General features: G+C 42.1%; 28 protein-coding genes. 25 read left to right on the top strand and 3 right to left on the bottom strand.

The features are described from left to right. Positions 1 to 19 precede the first annotated feature (19 nt). Genes ABTP35_RS03420 through ABTP35_RS03410 form a run of 3 tightly spaced genes read right to left on the bottom strand, consistent with a single transcriptional unit; the run spans position 20 to position 6,261 of the window. Positions 20 to 1,357, bottom strand: coding sequence for a hypothetical protein (locus tag ABTP35_RS03420; RefSeq protein WP_293293891.1), 1,338 nt, complete (start codon positions 1,355 to 1,357; stop codon positions 20 to 22). An 11-nt stretch (positions 1,358 to 1,368) separates the two neighbouring features. Then, positions 1,369 to 3,006, bottom strand: a complete 1,638-nt coding sequence (locus ABTP35_RS03415; RefSeq protein ID WP_293293893.1) for a SusD/RagB family nutrient-binding outer membrane lipoprotein — start codon at positions 3,004 to 3,006, stop codon at positions 1,369 to 1,371. An 18-nt stretch (positions 3,007 to 3,024) separates the two neighbouring features. After that, on the bottom strand, positions 3,025 to 6,261 hold the full coding sequence (locus ABTP35_RS03410; RefSeq protein ID WP_293293895.1) for a SusC/RagA family TonB-linked outer membrane protein: 3,237 nt from the start codon (positions 6,259 to 6,261) through the stop codon (positions 3,025 to 3,027). 527 nt (positions 6,262 to 6,788) lie between these two features. Between ABTP35_RS03410 and rpsL the strand changes: the two genes are divergently transcribed. From rpsL to secY, 25 genes are all read left to right on the top strand, one after another. Then, a complete protein-coding gene (rpsL, locus tag ABTP35_RS03405; protein WP_014032016.1) occupies positions 6,789 to 7,163 on the top strand; it encodes a 30S ribosomal protein S12 in 375 nt (124 codons plus the stop codon). A gap of 19 nt (positions 7,164 to 7,182) precedes the next feature. Then, positions 7,183 to 7,659 (top strand): 30S ribosomal protein S7, encoded by a 477-nt coding sequence (rpsG, locus tag ABTP35_RS03400; protein WP_108246806.1) that lies wholly within the window; start codon positions 7,183 to 7,185, stop codon positions 7,657 to 7,659. An 8-nt stretch (positions 7,660 to 7,667) separates the two neighbouring features. Beyond that, positions 7,668 to 9,794 carry an elongation factor G gene (gene fusA / locus ABTP35_RS03395; protein WP_224837421.1) on the top strand — a complete coding sequence of 709 codons (2,127 nt, stop codon included), beginning with the start codon at positions 7,668 to 7,670 and terminating at the stop codon, positions 9,792 to 9,794. A 12-nt stretch (positions 9,795 to 9,806) separates the two neighbouring features. Further along, a complete protein-coding gene (gene rpsJ / locus ABTP35_RS03390; protein WP_014032013.1) occupies positions 9,807 to 10,112 on the top strand; it encodes a 30S ribosomal protein S10 in 306 nt (101 codons plus the stop codon). A gap of 165 nt (positions 10,113 to 10,277) precedes the next feature. After that, entirely contained in the window at positions 10,278 to 10,895 is a 618-nt protein-coding gene (gene rplC / locus ABTP35_RS03385) for a 50S ribosomal protein L3 (RefSeq protein ID WP_224837422.1), read from the top strand. After that, the gene (rplD, locus tag ABTP35_RS03380) at positions 10,895 to 11,524 is read left to right on the top strand and encodes a 50S ribosomal protein L4 (protein WP_224837423.1); all 630 of its coding nucleotides are present in this window, start codon (positions 10,895 to 10,897) and stop codon (positions 11,522 to 11,524) included. The genes rplC and rplD overlap by 1 nt, the downstream gene beginning before the upstream one ends. Positions 11,525 to 11,531: 7 nt before the next feature. After that, the gene (gene rplW, locus ABTP35_RS03375; protein ID WP_224837424.1) at positions 11,532 to 11,822 is read left to right on the top strand and encodes a 50S ribosomal protein L23; all 291 of its coding nucleotides are present in this window, start codon (positions 11,532 to 11,534) and stop codon (positions 11,820 to 11,822) included. A gap of 9 nt (positions 11,823 to 11,831) precedes the next feature. Then, positions 11,832 to 12,656, top strand: a complete 825-nt coding sequence (rplB, locus tag ABTP35_RS03370; protein WP_224837425.1) for a 50S ribosomal protein L2 — start codon at positions 11,832 to 11,834, stop codon at positions 12,654 to 12,656. 11 nt (positions 12,657 to 12,667) lie between these two features. Next, positions 12,668 to 12,946: a 30S ribosomal protein S19 gene (gene rpsS / locus ABTP35_RS03365; RefSeq protein ID WP_014032008.1), complete on the top strand. Its 279-nt coding sequence runs from the start codon at positions 12,668 to 12,670 to the stop codon at positions 12,944 to 12,946. A gap of 7 nt (positions 12,947 to 12,953) precedes the next feature. After that, positions 12,954 to 13,361, top strand: a complete 408-nt coding sequence (rplV, locus tag ABTP35_RS03360; RefSeq protein WP_014032007.1) for a 50S ribosomal protein L22 — start codon at positions 12,954 to 12,956, stop codon at positions 13,359 to 13,361. A 9-nt stretch (positions 13,362 to 13,370) separates the two neighbouring features. Further along, positions 13,371 to 14,081, top strand: coding sequence for a 30S ribosomal protein S3 (gene rpsC, locus ABTP35_RS03355; RefSeq protein WP_224837426.1), 711 nt, complete (start codon positions 13,371 to 13,373; stop codon positions 14,079 to 14,081). A 20-nt stretch (positions 14,082 to 14,101) separates the two neighbouring features. Next, positions 14,102 to 14,521, top strand: a complete 420-nt coding sequence (gene rplP / locus ABTP35_RS03350) for a 50S ribosomal protein L16 (RefSeq protein ID WP_224837427.1) — start codon at positions 14,102 to 14,104, stop codon at positions 14,519 to 14,521. Between the two features lie 19 nt (positions 14,522 to 14,540). Next, positions 14,541 to 14,732: a 50S ribosomal protein L29 gene (gene rpmC / locus ABTP35_RS03345; protein WP_014032004.1), complete on the top strand. Its 192-nt coding sequence runs from the start codon at positions 14,541 to 14,543 to the stop codon at positions 14,730 to 14,732. 13 nt (positions 14,733 to 14,745) lie between these two features. Then, on the top strand, positions 14,746 to 15,003 hold the full coding sequence (gene rpsQ / locus ABTP35_RS03340; protein WP_014032003.1) for a 30S ribosomal protein S17: 258 nt from the start codon (positions 14,746 to 14,748) through the stop codon (positions 15,001 to 15,003). Positions 15,004 to 15,005: 2 nt separating this feature from the next. Beyond that, positions 15,006 to 15,374, top strand: coding sequence for a 50S ribosomal protein L14 (rplN, locus tag ABTP35_RS03335; protein WP_014032002.1), 369 nt, complete (start codon positions 15,006 to 15,008; stop codon positions 15,372 to 15,374). A gap of 16 nt (positions 15,375 to 15,390) precedes the next feature. Next, positions 15,391 to 15,702, top strand: a complete 312-nt coding sequence (gene rplX, locus ABTP35_RS03330; RefSeq protein ID WP_224837428.1) for a 50S ribosomal protein L24 — start codon at positions 15,391 to 15,393, stop codon at positions 15,700 to 15,702. A gap of 2 nt (positions 15,703 to 15,704) precedes the next feature. Continuing rightward, complete coding sequence (rplE, locus tag ABTP35_RS03325; RefSeq protein WP_108246819.1) at positions 15,705 to 16,256, top strand: 50S ribosomal protein L5; 552 nt, start codon at positions 15,705 to 15,707, stop codon at positions 16,254 to 16,256. Position 16,257: 1 nt separating this feature from the next. After that, on the top strand, positions 16,258 to 16,527 hold the full coding sequence (rpsN, locus tag ABTP35_RS03320; protein WP_293293901.1) for a 30S ribosomal protein S14: 270 nt from the start codon (positions 16,258 to 16,260) through the stop codon (positions 16,525 to 16,527). 18 nt (positions 16,528 to 16,545) lie between these two features. Continuing rightward, entirely contained in the window at positions 16,546 to 16,944 is a 399-nt protein-coding gene (rpsH, locus tag ABTP35_RS03315; protein WP_224837430.1) for a 30S ribosomal protein S8, read from the top strand. 19 nt (positions 16,945 to 16,963) lie between these two features. Next, positions 16,964 to 17,506 carry a 50S ribosomal protein L6 gene (gene rplF, locus ABTP35_RS03310; protein ID WP_224837431.1) on the top strand — a complete coding sequence of 181 codons (543 nt, stop codon included), beginning with the start codon at positions 16,964 to 16,966 and terminating at the stop codon, positions 17,504 to 17,506. An 11-nt stretch (positions 17,507 to 17,517) separates the two neighbouring features. After that, positions 17,518 to 17,871, top strand: coding sequence for a 50S ribosomal protein L18 (gene rplR / locus ABTP35_RS03305; RefSeq protein WP_224837432.1), 354 nt, complete (start codon positions 17,518 to 17,520; stop codon positions 17,869 to 17,871). A gap of 6 nt (positions 17,872 to 17,877) precedes the next feature. Next, positions 17,878 to 18,402, top strand: a complete 525-nt coding sequence (gene rpsE / locus ABTP35_RS03300) for a 30S ribosomal protein S5 (RefSeq protein ID WP_224837433.1) — start codon at positions 17,878 to 17,880, stop codon at positions 18,400 to 18,402. 12 nt (positions 18,403 to 18,414) lie between these two features. Beyond that, on the top strand, positions 18,415 to 18,594 hold the full coding sequence (rpmD, locus tag ABTP35_RS03295) for a 50S ribosomal protein L30 (RefSeq protein ID WP_224837434.1): 180 nt from the start codon (positions 18,415 to 18,417) through the stop codon (positions 18,592 to 18,594). A 13-nt stretch (positions 18,595 to 18,607) separates the two neighbouring features. After that, positions 18,608 to 19,060 (top strand): 50S ribosomal protein L15, encoded by a 453-nt coding sequence (gene rplO, locus ABTP35_RS03290; protein ID WP_224837435.1) that lies wholly within the window; start codon positions 18,608 to 18,610, stop codon positions 19,058 to 19,060. Positions 19,061 to 19,070: 10 nt separating this feature from the next. After that, positions 19,071 to 20,414, top strand: coding sequence for a preprotein translocase subunit SecY (gene secY, locus ABTP35_RS03285; protein WP_224837436.1), 1,344 nt, complete (start codon positions 19,071 to 19,073; stop codon positions 20,412 to 20,414). Position 20,415 lies beyond the last annotated feature (1 nt).

The raw sequence follows: 20,415 nt of genomic DNA, 5'->3' as shown, positions 1-20,415 counted from the left end.
GGAACTATATTCAAAAAAATTATTCACAAACTTTTAGTTCTATAGGATATTCTATTGGTCCTTGGCCATTGGTGCGAGGGAACGATCCCACGGCTGCTTTTTTACCATTAGGGTCTAGAATGGTGAAAGTGTTTTCATCGTCCCATTCCAAACTGGTATAGACCACGGTCAAAGAAGTGGCGCCTTCCGGTACTGTGAATTCACCTGTGGCTTCGGAACCTGTTTCGACCCTGAAAGGAGATCCAGGAACTTCCTCGCCGTCCAAAGTAACGGTCAGGAATCCACCGTTCCATCCGTCCCCGTAGCTATCGGCCATGTTGATAATGTAGTCACCGGCATATGGACCATCGGCATTCAATTGAACGCACTGAGAAGTCGATATGCTAAAGAAGTACTCGGTATCATTCTCATCGGTGGTAACAATTCTACCGTCCGTAGTAATTATCTCGTATCTTAGTTTAATATCGTCACCTACAGCAAGATCGGATAGTTCCAAGTCCTCACCTAAAAGTTCTTCGATAGTATAAGAGATGTCTAGAGTTCTAGCCCCATCTACCAAATCAAGGTCTGCAATGGCATAAGTTTCGAAAAGTGCCTCTTCTTCAGAAAGATTTACATTGTCGTCACCAATGGTCAAGTCCCTGAAAGTCCTGTAAATATTCAATGTTTCTAAAAGGCTTCCTTCACTGGCATCATCAATGCTGATGGATGCTTCATAATCTTCGACTACAGCACCTTCGGATAGATCTATTTCGTCGCTTGTGGTTACTTCATAATCGAAAGCAATACCATCATCGATCAATAGGGAATACAGGAAAGGTGAGCTAAAGAACGAGCCTCCTGTTACCGTTACGGCAGCATCACTGGCTTTAAAAGACCTACCATCGGTGAAGAATAGTTCAAGATTCATAATGATTCTATCTCCAGGTAGAACTTCGGTCAATGGAATGTTCAAAGTGGTCAAAGCCTCTTCCATGGTGAATGAAAAGCTGGTGCTTGGCAATCCTCTGTCACCTACTGTAAAAGCAGATGCCGGAATAGTGCTATAGGCAACACCGGATACACTGACATCGTTGTCGTCCTTGTTGTTGTCCACATAGTCAACGGTAAGGTCAACACGGTCGATAAGTTCGCCTTCGGTTTCGTCTTGTTCTTCAACCGTAACAGAAAAAGAGTTTTCCGTCCTGAACATATCAAACGCTTCATCTTCGTCATCTGGAACTGTTTCCAGGGTTCTTAATACGGCTCCGGAGGTGTAGGTTTCCAAAACCTGATCCACTACTTTTTCGTCGGTATCACAAGAGAAATTGAGCGCGAGTAGGGAAATACAAATTAGATATAAACTGATTTTTTTCATCGTTATTTTTTTTAGTTAGCAGGTGGAAATGCTGGAGATGCAGGGTTTGTATCCCAGAATACTTGGCTCGCAACACCTGATTTCTGTACTATAAACTGATTGTTACTAGCAGCATTTGCAGGATAGAAGAAAGATCGGATGAATGCTCCTGGATCTGGCTCTATGTTTGGCTCAAGGTTATCAGGGAATCCTGTTCTTCTGTAAAAGTTATAGGCATCATGGCCGTTTCCTTTTAATGCAGTAAAGAATTGTTCCGCCAATACGTTCCACTTGTCGGTTCCCTCTGCTTCATCGAAAGCAGCTCCTCTGTTCAAAACAAAGTCGTTGATCTCGAGTGCGGTTGGGCCAACAGAAAGGTCGGCATCTGGGTCTAAGCTACCAAAGGTTTGAACCTTGGCGATAGATTTTTCGATACCGGAAATCATAAACGGTCTTGCTGCCTCTGGGCTTGTTGCCATGGCCAACTCAGCTCTCCAAAAGTCAACCGTAGAGGCCAAAAGCATTGGTGTTACACCTGCCCCTTGTCCACCTGTAACTAATGAAATTTCAGAGAACGTACTGTCATCATACTTACCTGCTTGTGGGTAAACACCGGGAGAAGTCCTTAAAAGACCATCTGGTGGAATACCTTCATCGTTACCGTGATTTCTTCCCCAGTAGCCATTAGGCAAAGAGCAGTATGGGTATCCTCCATTTACATAATGTGCAGGTGCACTGGTAAGGGAACATGCCAAGGTTTCTTCGTTAGGGGCTACACCTGGAGCACCAGGTACAGTTTCGCTCTGACGATAGAAGTAATATCTGATCCTAGGGTCACCTGTGGTATCCATCATATCCATCAACCAAATAGAAGCATAGTCGCCACCACCTTCGTTGGAGTAGTTTTGCGAATAGTTTGGATGCCTTGTATCTGGTTGTACCTGGTTGGCGCCCCACTGGAATTGTAGGTCATCTTCTGTATTTTGAATGTAATTTCCACTACTGATTATTGAGTTGAATGCAGCTGTGTTGCCTAGATTTAGGTGTAACCTTAATTTTAAAGTGTTACAGGCCTTGATCCATTGGCTGGCATCCCCGTCATAAAAGAAATCGTATTGAGGCAATGCAGATGGTGTCGCATTGAAGCTAGAAATGGCTTGGTCTACCAAGGCCAATGCAGCTGCATAAATATCTGCTCCGCCATCAACTTGTGGATTAAGGATCTCTGGAGCTGCGATGGCCTCTGTATAAGGTACATCTCCAAAATAATCCACCAAAAGGGTAATTGTGTAAGCCTCTATGAATTGGCCCATTCCAATATGGTAGGTCAATTCAGCTTCTTCGGCCAGAACATTCATGTCGCGAATGTTCTTTATTACCTCTTGATACGCTCTTTCCCAAGCTGTATCGAAAGATGATGGAGAATAGTTGTTCTGGTAATTTCTACCATTCATATTCTCTATTCTTGTCACCTCTGCACCATTCTCGCCAAGTTCCTCCACTACACGAGCAAAAGTTTCTTGAAGGGCGTTCAAATAGAAATCAGGATTCGCCTGACTCGGGGTGAGTTGATTAGGGTTTTCACTAATGTCCAATTCTACTGTCTCACACGAGAAGAGCAATGTGGCGGTCATTAGAGCAAAACCAAAGTATTTTGTTATTTTTTTCATGATTCAATTTTTTTCTAATTAAAATGATGCTTTAACGCTCAAACCGTATCTTCTAGAACTAGGTCCATTTAGGTAATCAAAACCAGCACCGTTACCAACACCTACACCCGCAACGTTTGGATCAAAGTTTGTTCCATCGGGCATGTTGATGGCTTTATACCATAGGTTCTGTCCTGATACCGTGAAGCTCAAGCTTCCGAAAGGAGTTTTGTCCAAAAATTTACTTGGTAGGGCATAAGTTAATCCCAACTCCTGAAGTCTGATGGTCGAAGCATCGTAAATACCTAATTCATCCGGTCCAAATAGAACGTTGTTGAAGTAGAACGTTGAGTTGTTGATCTGTCTGGTGTTAGGAGTGCCGTCCGCTAATACACCCGGAAGGATGTACGTGTTCAAACGATCTTCTGTATCCGTGGTCAGACCTCTACCCAATAGGGTAGAAACAGTACGACTGTATATGTCCCCGCCGTGGGTGTAGTTTACCAAGAAATTCAAAGAGAAATTTTTAAATCTCAATGTGTTTGCCACGTTAAATTGCCAGTCCGGGTTTGGATTGCCAATTACAAAAGTACCTTCCTCAACTACATAATCACCAGCAGAATTTACCAAAAACTCTCCGCTTTCGGTTCTGCCGATCCTACTACCAACGATTACACCTAATTGTTCTCCTACGATGGCTGCATTACCCAGGTTACTGAACCCGGCATATACAACAATATCGGTATCAAGACCAAGGTCGGTAACTTCGGAGTCGTAAGTTGTCCAGTTGGCATTGATGTTCCAGTTGAACCCATCGCCATCGTTACGGAAGATATCCGCTCCCAAGTCAATTTCCCAACCATCGGATTTGATCTCACCAATGTTTGTTTGTGTGGAAGTATAACCTGTAGATGGATCAAGTGGTCTATCGATGATCAAATCTTCGGTTGTTCTACTGTAGTAAGATACATCTAGCGTTAAACGGCTGTTAAAGAACCTTGATTCCATACCTACTTCGATCTCAGATAAAAGCTCGGGCTTCAAATTTGGGTTACCCAAAAGATTGGCACTTGTGTTGCCCACTACATCAACACCAGATCCATCTTGGAATGACTGGGTGTTCAGGTTTAGCGTGGACGCCACTGGATATCCTGTCGGGAAGTTTGCCGAAGTTCCGTAACCAGCTCTAAGTTTAAGGTAATTAACTCCTCCTGGTGTTTGTAACCCTGGGAATATTTTGGTAGGAATCACAGAAACACTCGCGGATGGATAGAATATAGAACGATTTTCTCTTGCTAGGTTGGATACCCAATCGTTCCTTCCTGCCAAGGTTAAGTACACCATTCTGTCATAATCGAAATCCAACTGGCCATATGCGCCTGCAATATTCCTCTCTTGGAAGAACTGAATCTCATCTTGAAGTGCAAAGTTGAAGTGTCTAAGAACGCCAAATACCTGTTGGCCGGAACTAGCTACACCGTTCTGGTCAAAAACTTCTCTCCTTGTTGTGGCACCTGCATTAAAGCTGAATCCTACTTTTTCAGATAGTTCATATTGGCCAGTTAGTATAAGGTTGTGGTCGTTAATGGTATTGGTGTTGTTCCAAGTTTGCAGTATTCCACTTTGTGTAGCGACACTACCACCAACACCACCTTTGTTTTGATAGTTGGTATTGTTTTCACTGTATGCATCTAGCCCGAATCTATAAGTTAAATTCAAGTTGTCGTTAATATTGTACGACATTGCAGCATTACCGAAAATACGATTGGTAACCTGTTGGTTTTTTGTATTCTTTACTGTCCACAATGGGTGTTGTATACTATTATTTTGACGATAGTAAACGCTGGATCCATTAATTGGGTTCTCGAAAGGCAATCCTTGGATATCTACACTTCGGGGAGTGTAGAACAAGTTTGCGAATATGGAAGAACCTGTACCGAATACACTGTTACCTGTACTTGCAGCAACAGGAGGTGTCTCAAAATCCGTTTTGGCATAGTTCAATGTTCCTGAGATGGTAAATTTGTTTGATAGTTCTGCTCTGCCCCCCATTCCTATGGTATATCTTTTCAATTGGTTGCCAGGGGTAAAACCTTGATCGTCCAGATGCCCAAAGTTAGCGTTGTAGGATACTTTTCCGTCGGTCGAAGCTCCACGAACGTTTACAGAGTTAGTTTGAACTACCCCGGTTCTAAAGAATTTTTCAACGCTATCATAAGGTTTCCAATCGTAACGGGCGCCTTGAAATTCTGGAAACGCTGCTTGGATTGCAGATGTAGAAGTTGAATAAGGGTGAGCCAATGTTCCATTGTCATCAATTGAGGGTTGAGCTCCCCATCCAGCGATTCCACCTCTATCAAAACTTGGTCCCCAGTTACTAAAGAACCATCCAAAGTTTTGGTCGAATCCGTTACCGTACTGATCTTGGTAATCTGGCAACGAAGCAATCTCGTTGAAGAAAATAGAGCTGGAAACGGTAATCTCATTTTTCTTGGCCGCAGTTCCAGCAGCACCGTTTTTAGTGGTAATCAAGATTACCCCATTACGCCCTGCCGTACCATATAATGTTGCTGCAGCAAGACCTTTAAGTACGTTTACACTTTCAATATTGTTCGGGTCCAAATCCAAGAAACGGCTGGAGCCGTTGTTGCCATCTATAAAGTCGTCATCGGAGTTCCCATCAATCGACCCAACACTGTTGGTTCCGCTATCGAAAGGTACACCATCAACAATGAACAATGGCTGGTTACTTCCACTAAATGTGCTTAAACCACGAATAATAATACTTGTACCAGATCCTGAAAGACCACTTTGGGAAGTAATGTTTACCCCGGAGGCCTTACCTGTCAGAATACGTCCGACATCACCCTCGGCACGCTGCTCCAATTGCTCGTTTCCTACTTCGGAAACCGCATAACCTAGAGCTTGCTTTTCTTTCTTGATACCTTGTGCGGTAACAATAACTTCCTCGAGCGCTTGAGTATCCGCCTCCATCTGAACGTTTATTACGCTGGATGCGCCAACAGTTCTGGTTGCGGGTCTCTGGCCAATGTAGGTAAAGAGAAGTGTTTGGCCTTCACTTGCGCTGATGGCATAGTTCCCATCAAAATCCGTTTGGGTACCCGTGGAGGTCCCTTCAACGACAATGTTGACCCCAGGCAGCGGGAGGCCATCGCCATCCGTAACCGTACCTGTAATCGTCTTGTCCTGCGCATAGGATATATGCACAACAAACGCCAATAATAGCGTTAACAATCCATTAAGTTTTGTTCTCATTGTTAAATTATTTGAATTAGCTGATTGCTAAAATCTTAATTTCATGTTAATAATCCAAAATAATTTTATAAAATATTTAAGAATATGGATTTAATTTGGATAACAATAAAATCATTGAGTATGATTAATAGATGTATAAAAATTAAGTCAAATGATTATATAATGCATAATAAACATGATTTAACATAAAAGAGGGGCGGTATATTTAAATCAACTGTATTTTGATTGGATTGAAGTGAAATCAAAAATAATGTTAACGAAATATGTTATAGAAATGTTAACATAAACAGATTTGAAATTTATGGTATACCTTAATATATATAAGGGGTAAAAAAACAAATGAAAACACTTTGTTTGGTGGTGATATTTTGCTGTTGTGGTTCCATGTTGACTCTATTGGTTTACTGGGCGCACAACTTTTTTCTGTTAAGATGAAAATTAAATCGGTATGGATTTGAATTATTGGGAATTATCATTACATTTGCAGCCCTCAAAAAGAGGGTTATTTAGTTTTTAAAAGAAATTTAATGCCAACAATTTCACAATTAGTACGAAAAGGAAGGGCCACAATTACCAAGAAGAGTAAATCGGCTGCTTTGGATTCGTGTCCTCAAAGAAGAGGGGTTTGTACGCGTGTTTACACTACTACACCAAAAAAACCTAACTCTGCAATGCGTAAAGTTGCAAGGGTGAGGTTAACTAACGGTAAAGAGGTCAACGCATATATCCCCGGAGAAGGCCACAACCTCCAGGAGCACTCGATAGTATTGGTTAGAGGTGGGAGAGTAAAGGATTTGCCTGGTGTGCGTTATCATATCGTTAGGGGTGCGCTGGATACTGCAGGTGTTGCAGGTAGAACTCAGCGACGATCTAAGTATGGTGCAAAGCGCCCTAAAAATTAATCATTTTTAAGAAGAAGCGATGAGAAAAAAGCAGGCAAAAAAGAGGCCATTATTACCAGATCCAAAATTTAACGATCAACTTGTTACGCGTTTTGTTAACATGATGATGTGGGACGGTAAGAAATCAATTGCATTTAAAATATTTTATGATGCCATTGAGATAGTCGATGAAAAGAATACGGACGAGGAAAAAACAGGATTGGAGCTTTGGAAAGATGCTCTTTCCAATGTAATGCCGCACGTTGAGGTTAGAAGTAGAAGAGTGGGTGGTGCTACATTTCAGATTCCAATGCAAATTCGTCCAGATAGAAAAATCTCAACTGCTATGAAGTGGTTGATCAGTTTTTCTAGAAAACGTAATGAAAAATCTATGGCCCAAAAATTAGCGGCCGAGATTTTGGCAGCGGCCAAAGAAGAAGGTGCTGCAGTGAAAAAGAGAGTAGATACACACAAAATGGCCGAGGCCAATAAAGCATTCTCGCACTTTAGATTCTAATCAATACAATGGGAAGAGATTTAAAATATACAAGGAACATAGGTATTGCGGCACACATTGACGCAGGTAAGACGACGACTACAGAGCGTATTCTTTTCTATACAGGTGTGAGTCACAAAATCGGAGAGGTGCACGATGGTGCGGCTACCATGGACTGGATGGAGCAAGAGCAGGAGCGAGGTATTACCATTACTTCTGCAGCTACGACTTGTACTTGGAAGTTTCCAATGGAGAATGCGCAGACTTTGCCAGATACAAAAGATTATCACTTTAATATTATAGATACTCCCGGACACGTGGACTTTACTGTTGAGGTGAACCGTTCTTTGCGTGTGTTGGATGGTTTGGTTTTCTTGTTCAGTGCTGTTGATGGTGTTGAGCCTCAGTCGGAAACCAACTGGAGATTGGCCGATAACTACAAGGTGCCCCGTATTGGATTCGTAAACAAAATGGATCGTCAAGGTTCCAACTTTTTGAACGTGTGCAAGCAGGTTCGAGAAATGTTGGGTTCGAACGCTGTGCCAATTGTGTTGCCAATTGGAGAGGAAGCGGATTTTAAAGGTATCGTGGATTTGGCCAAGAACAGAGCTGTTGTTTGGCACGAGGATAACTTCGGTTCTACCTTTGATGTAGTTGATATTCCAGCAGAAATGCAGGAAGAGGTAAGAGAGTATAGAGCTGCCCTTATTGAGGCTGTTGCGGAGTATGATGAGGAGTTGATGGAGAAATTCTTCGAAGATGAGGATTCTATCACAGAGGAGGAAGTGCATGCTGCATTGCGTGCCGCTGTAATGGATAGGGCTATCATTCCTATGGTTTGTGGTTCTTCGTTTAAAAACAAAGGTGTTCAGTTCTTGTTGGATGCTGTTTGTCGTTACTTGCCATCGCCATTGGACAAGGATGATATCGTTGGTGTAAATCCGGATACAGGTAAAGAAGTTACAAGAAAGCCGGATCCAAAAGAGCCTTTTGCTGCGCTTGCATTTAAAATTGCTACCGATCCTTTTGTTGGTCGTTTGGCATTCTTTAGAGCGTATTCAGGTCGTTTGGATGCAGGTTCTTATATATTGAACAACCGTTCAGGTAAAAAAGAGCGTATTTCCCGTATTTACCAAATGCACTCCAATAAACAAAACTCGATCGATTATATCGAAGCAGGGGACATTGGTGCGGCTGTTGGTTTCAAAGATATTAAGACAGGAGATACCATGTCGGCCGAGAATGCTCCGATAGTATTGGAGAGTATGGATTTCCCTGATCCCGTAATCGGTATCGCGGTGGAGCCAAAAACAAAGGCTGATGTTGATAAATTGGGTATGGCCTTGGCTAAATTGGCCGAAGAAGATCCAACATTCCAGGTAAAAACAGATGAGGCTTCAGGTCAGACCATTATTTCTGGAATGGGCGAGCTTCACTTGGATATTATTTGTGACCGTCTTAAACGTGAGTTCAAGGTGGATGTGAATCAAGGCCAACCTCAAGTAGAGTACAAAGAGGCTATTACTGGAACGGCCGATCATAGGGAGACATATAAGAAGCAAACAGGTGGTCGTGGTAAATTTGCGGATATCGTATTTACTATGGAACCTGCCGAGGAAGGAAAATCCGGACTTGAGTTTGTGAACGAAATTAAAGGTGGTAACATTCCTAAGGAATTTGTGCCGTCGGTTGAAAAAGGATTCAAAGAGGCTATGAAAAATGGTCCTTTGGCCGGTTTCGAAATGGATTCTATGAAAATTACCCTGAAAGATGGTTCGTTCCACCCGGTGGATTCTGATCAGCTTTCTTTTGAATTGGCTGCCAAATTGGGTTATAAGGAGGCTGCTAAGAAAGCAAAAGCGGTAATAATGGAGCCAATCATGAAATTGGAGGTGTTGACACCAGAAGAGAACATGGGTGATATTGTTGGGGACTTGAACCGTAGAAGGGGTCAAGTGAACAACATGTCCGACAGGGCCGGTGCCAAGGTTATCAAAGCTGAAGTGCCACTATCCGAAATGTTCGGGTATGTAACTTCTTTGAGAACATTGTCCTCTGGTAGAGCAACATCAACAATGGAATTTTCACACTATGCCGATACCCCTTCCAATATTGCAGAGGAAGTTGTAAAAGCAGCTAAAGGAGTAACCGCTTAATTTTTCAGCAAGATGAGTCAAAAAATTAGAATAAAATTGAAATCTTACGATCACAATTTGGTGGACAAATCTGCTGAAAAGATCGTGAAGACAGTAAAAACAACAGGGGCTGTGGTGACTGGACCAATTCCATTGCCAACACGCAAGAAGATATTTACAGTTTTGCGTTCCCCTCACGTAAATAAAAAATCGAGAGAGCAGTTCCAATTAAGTTCATATAAAAGACTATTGGATATATATAGCTCTTCATCAAAAACCATCGATGCACTTATGAAGCTCGAGCTTCCAAGTGGTGTCGAGGTTGAGATCAAAGTCTGATAATGTTTCTGCCTCGAGCAGAAACGACATGTCCCGAACGACGGTTCGGGAAAAACGGAGAAAGAAAAAAATCTGGGTCAGAACAGAATGTTTTTCTTGACCCAATTTTTTTGCCAAATAATTGGCGAGATTTTAAATAAGTAAGTAATTATTAATTAATTAAATATGTCTGGGTTAATAGGTAGAAAAATCGGTATGACCAGCATTTTCGACGAGAATGGAAAAAATATTCCATGTACCGTGCTAGAAGCTGGGCCATGCGTGGTTACCCAAGTCAGAACCGAAGAGGTGGACGGGTACAAAGCCCTTCAATTAGGTTTCGATGACAAGGCAGAAAAACGTGCTAACAAGGCCGAAACAGGTCACTACAAGAAAGCAGGTACTTCTCCTAAGAAAAAAGTCGTTGAGTTCCAAGGATTTGAAGGTGAATACAAATTAGGTGATACTGTTGGTGTCGATCTATTTGTGGAAGGTGAATTTGTGGATGTAATCGGTACATCCAAAGGAAAAGGATTCCAAGGTGTTGTAAAACGTCATGGTTTTGGTGGAGTTGGACAAGCGACACACGGTCAGCACAATAGATTGAGGGCTCCAGGTTCCATCGGTGCGGCATCTTACCCTTCTAAAGTTGTTAAAGGTCTTCGTATGGCCGGTAGAATGGGTGGTGAAAGAGTGACAGTTCAAAACTTGAGAGTATTGAAAGTGGTTCCTGAGAAAAATCTTTTGGTTGTCAAAGGATGTGTTCCAGGTCATAAGAATGCTTACGTAACAATTGAGAAGTAATGAAGGTTGCAGTATTAGATATCAACGGAAAAGAAACAGGTAGAAAGGTAGAGCTTTCTGACGATGTTTTCGCGATAGAGCCTAACGAGCACGCTATTTATTTGGATGTTAAGCAGTACTTGGCCCATCAAAGGCAAGGAACGCACAAAGCCAAGGAGAGAGCTGAAATCGCTGGTAGTACCAGAAAGATCAAAAAACAAAAAGGTACCGGTACCGCAAGGGCGGGAAGTATCAAATCACCTGTTTTTAGGGGTGGTGGTAGGATTTTTGGTCCAAGACCAAAGGATTATACCCAAAAGTTGAACAAGAACATGAAGCGATTGGCCAGAAAATCGGCCTTGAGCATGAAGTCTAAAGAGCAATCCTTGGTGGTTGTGGAGGACTTCAGTTTTGAAGCTCCAAAGACCAAGGACTTCGTTAATTTCTTGTCTTCCTTGGGGATAGAAAAGAAAAAGTCCCTTATAGTGTTGGGCGATACAAATAATAACGTATATTTGTCGTCGCGTAATTTGGAGCGCTCTGAAGTCGTAACTGGCTCAGAATTAAACACTTACAAAATAGTTAATGCAACTAGTTTGGTCTTGACCGAAAGCGCTTTGGAAGGAATTGAATCGAACCTAAAGAAATAAGAGAATCATGAGTGTGTTGATAAAACCGATAATTACGGAGAAAATGACCGCTGACAGCGAGCTTTTCAATCGCTATGGTTTCTATGTTGATCCGAAAGCCAATAAGTTGGAGATCAAGGAAGCTGTAGAAGCTACTTATGGTGTTTCTGTTGAAAAGGTAAGAACCATGATATATGGTCCAACGCGTAAGAGTCGTTATACAAAAACCGGAATTCAGCACGGTAAGACAAATGTTAGGAAAAAGGCAATTGTTGATGTGGCTGAAGGCGATATTATTGATTTTTACAGTAATCTATAAAGACGAGAAATGTCAGTTAGAAAATTAAAACCGATAACCCCTGGGCAGCGTTTTAGAGTAGTAAACGGATTTGACGCGATTACTACTGATAAGCCGGAGAAAAGCTTGCTTGCTCCGTTAAAAAAGTCAGGTGGTAGGAACAGTCAAGGAAAAATGACCATGCGTCACAGAGGTGGTGGTCATAAGAGAAGATATCGAATCATCGATTTCAAAAGGGATAAGCAAGGTGTAGAGGCCACTGTGGTGTCTATACAATATGATCCCAACAGAACTGCGTTTATCGCCTTGGTAGAATACAAGGATGGAGAGAAAAGGTATGTAGTGGCGCAAAATGGTATGCAGGTTGGGCAAAAAATCCAGTCTGGTACCGGATCTGCACCCGAAATAGGAAATGCACTTCCTTTGAGTGAGGTTCCTTTGGGTACTATTGTCTCTTGTATAGAGTTAAGGCCTGGTCAAGGAGCTATTATGGCTCGTAGTGCAGGTACATTTGCTCAGTTGATGGCAAAAGACGGTAAGTTTGTAACCCTTAAATTGCCTTCGGGGGAAACTAGAATGGTGTTGGCTACTTGTTTGGCTACCATCGGTGCAGTTTCCAACTCCGACCACCAATTGCTTGTATCCGGTAAAGCTGGTAGAAGCAGATGGTTGGGTAGAAGACCAAGAACCAGACCAGTAGCTATGAACCCTGTGGATCACCCAATGGGAGGTGGTGAAGGTAGGGCTTCAGGAGGTCATCCAAGATCTAAGAACGGTATTCCTGCAAAAGGATTTAGAACCCGTTCCAAGACCAAGGACACCAATAGATATATCATAGAACGTAGAAAGAAATAAAAGAAAAGTAAATGGCACGTTCGTTAAAAAAAGGACCATACGTTCATTTTAGTCTGGAGAAAAAAGTCCAGGCCAATATAGAATCAGGTAAGAAATCAGTTATCAAAACGTGGTCTAGGGCCTCTATGATAACGCCGGACTTTGTTGGGCAGACCATCGCGGTACACAATGGGAGACAATTTGTTCCTGTATTTGTAACCGAGAACATGGTGGGCCACAAATTAGGGGAATTTTCACCTACAAGATCGTTTAGAGGTCATGCAGGGGCTAAAAACAAAGGTAAAAAGTAAGTAAGCTATGGGAGTTCGTAAAAGACAAATGGCCGAAAGGTTAAAAGAAGAAAAAAAGCAACTTGCTATTGCAAAGCTTAACAATTGCCCAACTTCTCCAAGAAAAATGCGTTTGGTCGCTGACTTGGTAAGAGGTAAGCAAATTGAGATGGCCTTGGCAACCTTAAGGTTTAACCCTAAAGAGGCATCCAGAAAATTGGAAAAGCTTTTACTTTCTGCGATTGCAAACTGGGAAGCTAAAAATGAAGGTGCCGATATCGAAGCTGCGGATCTTTATATTAAAGAGATCCGTGTAGATGGGGGAACCATGTTGAAGCGATTGAGACCAGCTCCGCAAGGTAGGGCACATAGAATTAGAAAGCGTTCCAATCATGTAACCATGATCTTGGAGGCCAATAACAACGTTCAAAGCTAGAAGAATAATATGGGACAGAAGACCAATCCAATAGGAAATCGCTTAGGAATTATCAGAGGATGGGAATCCAACTGGTACGGAGGAAATGATTACGGCGATAAACTGGCTGAAGACGATAAGATCAGAAAATACCTTTATGCGCGTTTGGCCAAAGCCAGTGTATCAAGGATTATAATTGAGAGAACCTTAAAATTGATCACGATTACCATTACCACATCCAGACCTGGTATCATAATCGGTAAAGGTGGTCAAGAGGTAGATAAACTTAAGGAAGAGCTTAAGAAGATCACCAATAAGGAAGTTCAGATCAATATACACGAAATAAAGAGACCTGAGCTTGATGCAAATTTGGTCGCTGCCAGTGTTGCAAGACAGATCGAGAGCAGAATTTCATACAGGAGAGCCATTAAAATGGCGATCGCCGCAGCAATGCGTATGAATGCCGAAGGTATCAAGATTCAGATTTCCGGACGATTGAACGGTGCAGAAATGGCACGTTCCGAGTCCTACAAAGAAGGAAGAATTCCATTGTCTACTTTCCGTGCAGATGTGGACTACGCTTTGCACGAAGCTCATACTACTTATGGTAGATTGGGTATCAAAGTTTGGATCATGAAAGGAGAGGTGTATGGAAAAAGAGAGCTTTCACCACTTGTAGGATTGAGCAAAAGTCAAGGAAAAGGCGGCAAGGATAACAAGAAATCCCGTCGTAGAAAGTAATTAAGATAAAGTAAGGTAAAATGTTACAGCCAAAAAGAACAAAATTTCGTAAGGCCCAGAAAGGGCGTATGAAGGGTAACTCCCAGAGAGGGCACCAACTTTCCAATGGAATGTTCGGTATCAAGTCCATGGATTCACACTTCATTACTTCCCGTCAGATAGAGGCTGCGCGTATCGCTGCGACAAGATACATGAAGAGACAAGGTCAGTTATGGATCAAAATATTCCCGGACAAGCCCATCACCAAAAAACCTCTTGAGGTTCGTATGGGTAAAGGTAAAGGTGCTCCGGAATATTGGGTAGCCGTGGTAAAGCCGGGTAGAATCATGTTCGAGGTTGCCGGTGTACCAAAGGAGATTGCCCAGGAAGCCTTAAGGCTTGCGGCACAAAAACTTCCGGTGAAGACCAAGTTTGTTGTAGCAAGGGATTATTCCGCCTAATTTTTAATTGAGAAGAAAGATGAGACAATCAGAAATAAAAGAACTTTCAATTGAAGAGCTAAAGGAGAGATTGGCCGAGTTCAAAAAACAACACGCCGATCTTAAGATGGCCCATGCCGTTACGCCTTTGGAAAATCCTTTACAGATCAGGAAGACTAGAAGGACGGTAGCAAGACTTGCAACTGAATTAACTAAAAGGGAATTACAATAATCGGTTCTGCCTTATGGAAAACAGAAATTTAAGAAAAGAAAGAATAGGCGTTGTTACCAGCAACAAAATGGAGAAATCGATAGTGGTTTCTGAGGTAAAAAGAGTGAAGCACCCCATGTACGGGAAGTTCGTTCTGAAGACCAAAAAATATGTTGCGCACGACGAGAAGAACGATTGCAACGAAGGTGATACCGTTAAAATAATGGAAACACGACCATTGAGCAAAACAAAATGCTGGAGGTTGGTAGAAATCCTAGAAAGAGCTAAATAATTATGGTACAGCAAGAATCAAGATTAAGAGTTGCGGACAATACCGGTGCAAAAGAAGTTTTGACCATCCGCGTACTAGGAGGAACAAAAAGAAGATATGCTTCTTTGGGTGACAAAATTGTTGTTACCGTAAAAGAAGCCACTCCAAACGGTACTGTAAAAAAAGGTTCTGTTTCTACAGCAGTTGTTGTTAGAACCAAGAAAGAAGTGAGAAGGCCTGACGGTTCTTACATCCGTTTCGATGACAACGCATGTGTGTTGTTGAACCCGACAGGGGAGATGAGAGGAACTCGTGTGTTCGGTCCTGTTGCAAGAGAGTTGAGGGACAGACAATTCATGAAGATTGTTTCATTGGCGCCTGAAGTGCTATAACAGAAATATCAGAAAGATGAAGTTGAAAATAAAAACAGGGGATACGGTAAAAGTCATTGCGGGAGACCACAAAGGCAGCGAAGGTAAAGTACTTAAAGTAGACCGTGAAAAGAACAAGGCTATCGTAGAAGGCATCAACGAGGTGTCCAAGCACGAAAAGCCAAGTGCGAACAACCCTCAAGGAGGCATAACAAAAAAGGAGGCCCCTATACACATTTCCAATCTTTCCTTAATCGACCCAAAATCTGGCGAGGCAACTCGTGTTGGGTACGAAGTAAGGGACGGGAAAAAAGTAAGGTTTTCCAAAAAATCCAATGAAGTAATTTAGTCATGAGTTACATTCCAAGATTAAAGCAAGAATACAAGGAGCGCGTGATCAAGGCGCTGACCGAAGAATTTGGTTACAAAAATGTAATGCAAGTTCCCAAGTTGCAGAAAATAGTGGTTAGCCGAGGAGTAGGTGCTGCTGTTTCCGATAAAAAACTAATCGATCACGCTGTGGACGAGTTGACCAATATTACAGGTCAAAAAGCGGTTGCGACCCTATCTAAAAAGGATGTGGCTACCTTTAAATTAAGAAAAGGTATGCCGATCGGGGCCAAAGTAACCCTTAGAGGAGAACGCATGTACGAATTTTTGGATAGATTGATCACAAGTGCCCTTCCAAGGGTGCGTGATTTCTCAGGAGTTAAAGCCACAGGTTTCGACGGTAGAGGTAACTACAATTTGGGAGTTACCGAGCAAATCATCTTTCCAGAAATCAATATCGACAGAATTAACAGGATCAATGGTATGGACATCACGTTTGTGACCTCCGCTGAAACTGATAAAGAAGCAAAATCATTGTTAACCGAACTGGGAGTACCCTTTAAAAAGAACTAGAATGGCCAAGGAATCAATGAAAGCCCGCGAGAGAAAAAGGGCTAAAATGGTAGAAAAATACGCCGAGAAAAGAAAGGCTCTAAAAGAAGCGGGAGATTATGAGGCTTTGCAAAGGTTGCCAAAGAATGCTTCTCCTGTTCGTATGAGAAACCGTTGTAAACTAACTGGTAGACCACGTGGTTACATGAGAAACTTCGGTGTATCTAGGGTTATGTTCAGGGAAATGGCCAATAAAGGTCTAATTCCAGGAGTTAAAAAGGCAAGTTGGTAATTTAGATAAAGAAAAGAAATGCTTACAGATCCAATTTCAGATTATTTGACCAGATTGAGAAATGCCAACAAGGCAGGTCATAGGGTTGTAGATATCCCAGGTTCCAATCTAAAGAGACAGATTACCAAAATATTGTTCGATCAAGGATATATTTTGAGCTATAAGTTCGAGGACGATAAAGTACAAGGGAACATTAAAATAGCCCTTAAGTACGACAAGTTGACCAAAGAACCCATCATAAAAAAATTGCAGAGGGTAAGTAAGCCCGGTCTGCGTAAGTATTCAGGCTCTAACGATTTACCTAGAGTTCTGAACGGATTGGGAATTGCCATTGTATCAACATCACATGGTGTTATGACAAGCAAGCAGGCCCAACAGGAGAACGTAGGTGGTGAAGTATTGTGCTACGTATATTAATTGAGAAAAGAGAAGAAAAATGTCTAGAATAGGTAACAGTCCAGTAAACATTCCTGATGGAGTCACTGTAGAAGTGAAAGACTCCACGGTTACTGTAAAAGGTAAAATGGGTGAGCTTACACAAGAATTTTCGGGAATCGACATCAAAGTCGAGGACGGAAGTGTTGTTTTAGAAAGAGCCTCCGACGACAAAGATCATAAATCAAAACATGGTTTATACCGAGCTCTTATCAATAATATGGTAGAAGGTGTTTCCAATGGATGGACCAAGGAATTGGAACTTGTAGGCGTTGGTTACAGAGCCAGCAACCAAGGACAAAAATTGGATTTGGCACTCGGATTCTCTCATAACATTGTTCTGGACATTGCTCCCGAAGTAAAGATCGAGACCATCTCCGAAAAAGGGAAAAACCCTATTGTAAAACTAACATCTCACGACAAGCAATTGGTAGGTCAGGTGGCCGCCAAGATCAGATCTTTCCGTAAGCCAGAACCTTACAAAGGAAAAGGAGTGAAGTTTGTAGGTGAGCAATTAAGAAGAAAAGCAGGTAAATCAGCTTAATAATTAAGACTATGGGATTATCTAAGACTGAAAGAAAATTACGCATCCGAAGAAGAATACGAAAAGTTTCCTTCGGAACTGAAGCAAGACCAAGGTTGTCTGTATTCAGAAGCAATAAAGAAATATACGCCCAGTTGATTGACGACAATAAAGGTGTAACTTTGGCGGCAGCTTCATCCAGGGATAAAGATGTCGATGCCAAGGGAACCAAGTCCGAAGTAGCGACCAACGTGGGTAAGGCCATAGCCGAAAAGGCTCTTAAGCTAGGTGTTGAAACTGTTGCTTTTGATAGGGGAGGAAACCTATATCACGGAAGAGTAAAATCATTGGCTGAAGGAGCTAGGGAAGCCGGACTAAAATTTTAATAAACTATGTACCAGAATTACAAAAACGTAGAAACAGTAAAGCCGGGTGGACTGGAGTTGAAAGACCGTTTGGTTGGAGTACAAAGGGTTACCAAGGTAACAAAAGGTGGTAGAGCCTTTGGTTTTTCAGCAATTGTTGTGGTTGGTGATGAAAACGGAGTAGTAGGACATGGTTTGGGTAAATCCAAAGAAGTAGCAACGGCCATCGCCAAAGCTATCGAGGATGCCAAAAAGAACTTGGTTCGTATTCCATTGAACAAAGGCACGCTGCCTCACGAGCAAAAAGGAAAGTTCGGTGGAGCTAGAGTATTCATTAAGCCTGCATCGCACGGTACCGGGGTAATTGCCGGTGGAGCTGTAAGGGCCGTATTGGAAGCTGTAGGTGTACAGGACGTACTTTCTAAATCCCAAGGTTCTTCCAACCCGCACAACGTGGTAAAAGCTACTTTTGATGCATTGTTGCAACTAAGAAGTGCGGATACCGTTGCAAAACAGAGGGGAATTTCTTTGGAAAAAGTCTTTAAAGGATAAATAGAGGATATTATGTCAAAGATTAAAGTTACACAAATAAAGAGCGGCATCAAAAAGCCACAGAACCAAAAAAGAACTTTGGAGGCTCTTGGACTAAAGAAAATCGGACAGGTGGTTGAGCACGAAGCAACTCCTAGTATCCTTGGAATGGTAAATAAGGTAAAACACTTGGTTTCCACAGAGGAAGCTTAAAATATAAAGGCACATGGATTTGAATAATCTAAAACCAGCGGATGGCGCTGTGCACAAAGAAGGAAAACGTGTAGGACGTGGAGAAGGTTCCGGTAAAGGAGGAACTGCAACACGTGGGCACAAAGGAGCCAAGTCTAGATCGGGGTATTCCAAAAAGATTGGTTTCGAAGGTGGTCAGATGCCATTGCAAAGACGTGTACCCAAGTTTGGTTTCACCAATATCAACAGAAAAGAGTACACAGGGATCAATTTGGGCAAACTACAAGAATTGGTGGACAAAGGAACCATTAAAGATGTTGTTACCTTGGACATTCTTGTGGAGAACGGATTGGCACATAAAAACGATTTGGTAAAGATATTGGGCGATGGTGAATTAAAAGCAGCGCTAAAAGTATCTGTACATAAATTTACTGCTTCCGCTAAAGCTGCTATCGAGTCGGCAGGAGGTGAAGCAATAAGTTTATAAGAATTATAGCATGAAGAAATTTATTGAGACCATATCAAATATCTGGAAGATAGAAGAACTAAGACAACGCATTATCCTAACATTGGGTTTATTGTTGGTGTACCGATTCGGTGCGCAAGTTGTACTTCCCGGTATTGATACCGCCCAGTTGGCCCAATTATCCTCGAACACTGAAAATGGTATCTTGGGTATTCTGAATGCTTTTACGGGTGGTGCTTTTGCGAATGCTTCGGTGTTCGCTTTGGGTATTATGCCCTACATCTCCGCTTCCATTGTGGTGCAGTTGATGGGAATAGCGATTCCCTACCTTCAAAAACTACAAAAGGAAGGAGAAAGTGGTAGAAAAACCATAAACCAGATTACCCGTTGGTTAACCATCGGTATCTGTATTGTTCAAGCCCCTGCCTATTTGTACGGTCTTGGCGCCCTAGGTGTACCGGACAGTGCTTTTGTTTTGGGTAAGGGCTTGGATTTTATCGTTCCAGCTGTTATTATATTGGTAACAGGGTGTGTGTTTGCCATGTGGTTGGGTGAGAAAATCACCGACAAGGGAATCGGAAACGGTATTTCCTTGTTGATTATGGTCGGTATCATTGCAACATTGCCACAAGCGTTTGCACAGGAATTCGTATCAAGAACAACCAACAATACCGGTGGAATCATGTTTATGTTGATAGAGGTGATTGTTTGGTTCTTGGTTATCTTGGCCAGTGTGTATTTAACAATGGCTGTAAGGCAGATTCCGGTACAGTACGCAAGAAGAACAGCTTCTGGAGGATACGAAAAGAACGTGATGGGAGCACGTCAGTACATTCCACTTAAGTTGAATGCATCTGGAGTAATGCCCATTATCTTTGCACAGGCAATTATGTTCGCGCCAAGTTTAATTGGTAGAACATTTAACGACACCGCAGCAGGACAATGGATGGAGGTTCAATTTGCCGATATATTCGGATTGGCCTACAACATACTGTTTGCAGTGTTGATCATAATATTTACCTACTTCTACACAGCGATTACCGTGCCTACGAACAAAATGGCCGATGATCTGAAAAGAAGTGGTGGTTTTATCCCGGGCATTCGTCCAGGGAAAGAAACCGGAAACTATTTGGACAAGATAATGTCCTTGATTACATTTCCTGGTTCCATCTTTTTGGCACTTTTGGCAGTATTGCCGGCAGTAGTGGTAAAGTTGATGGATGTACAGGCAGGTTGGGCATTGTTTTATGGAGGTACATCACTGTTGATTATGGTAGGTGTAGCTATTGATACGGTACAGCAAGTAAATTCTTATTTGTTGAACAGACATTACGATGGCTTAATGAAAACCGGTAAAAACAGAAAAGTAGCATAAT

It is taken from the genome of Flagellimonas alginilytica (assembly GCF_042134605.1).
In the GTDB taxonomy this organism is placed as follows: domain Bacteria; phylum Bacteroidota; class Bacteroidia; order Flavobacteriales; family Flavobacteriaceae; genus Flagellimonas; species Flagellimonas alginolytica.
This window is presented reverse-complemented; position numbering and strand designations above follow the sequence as displayed.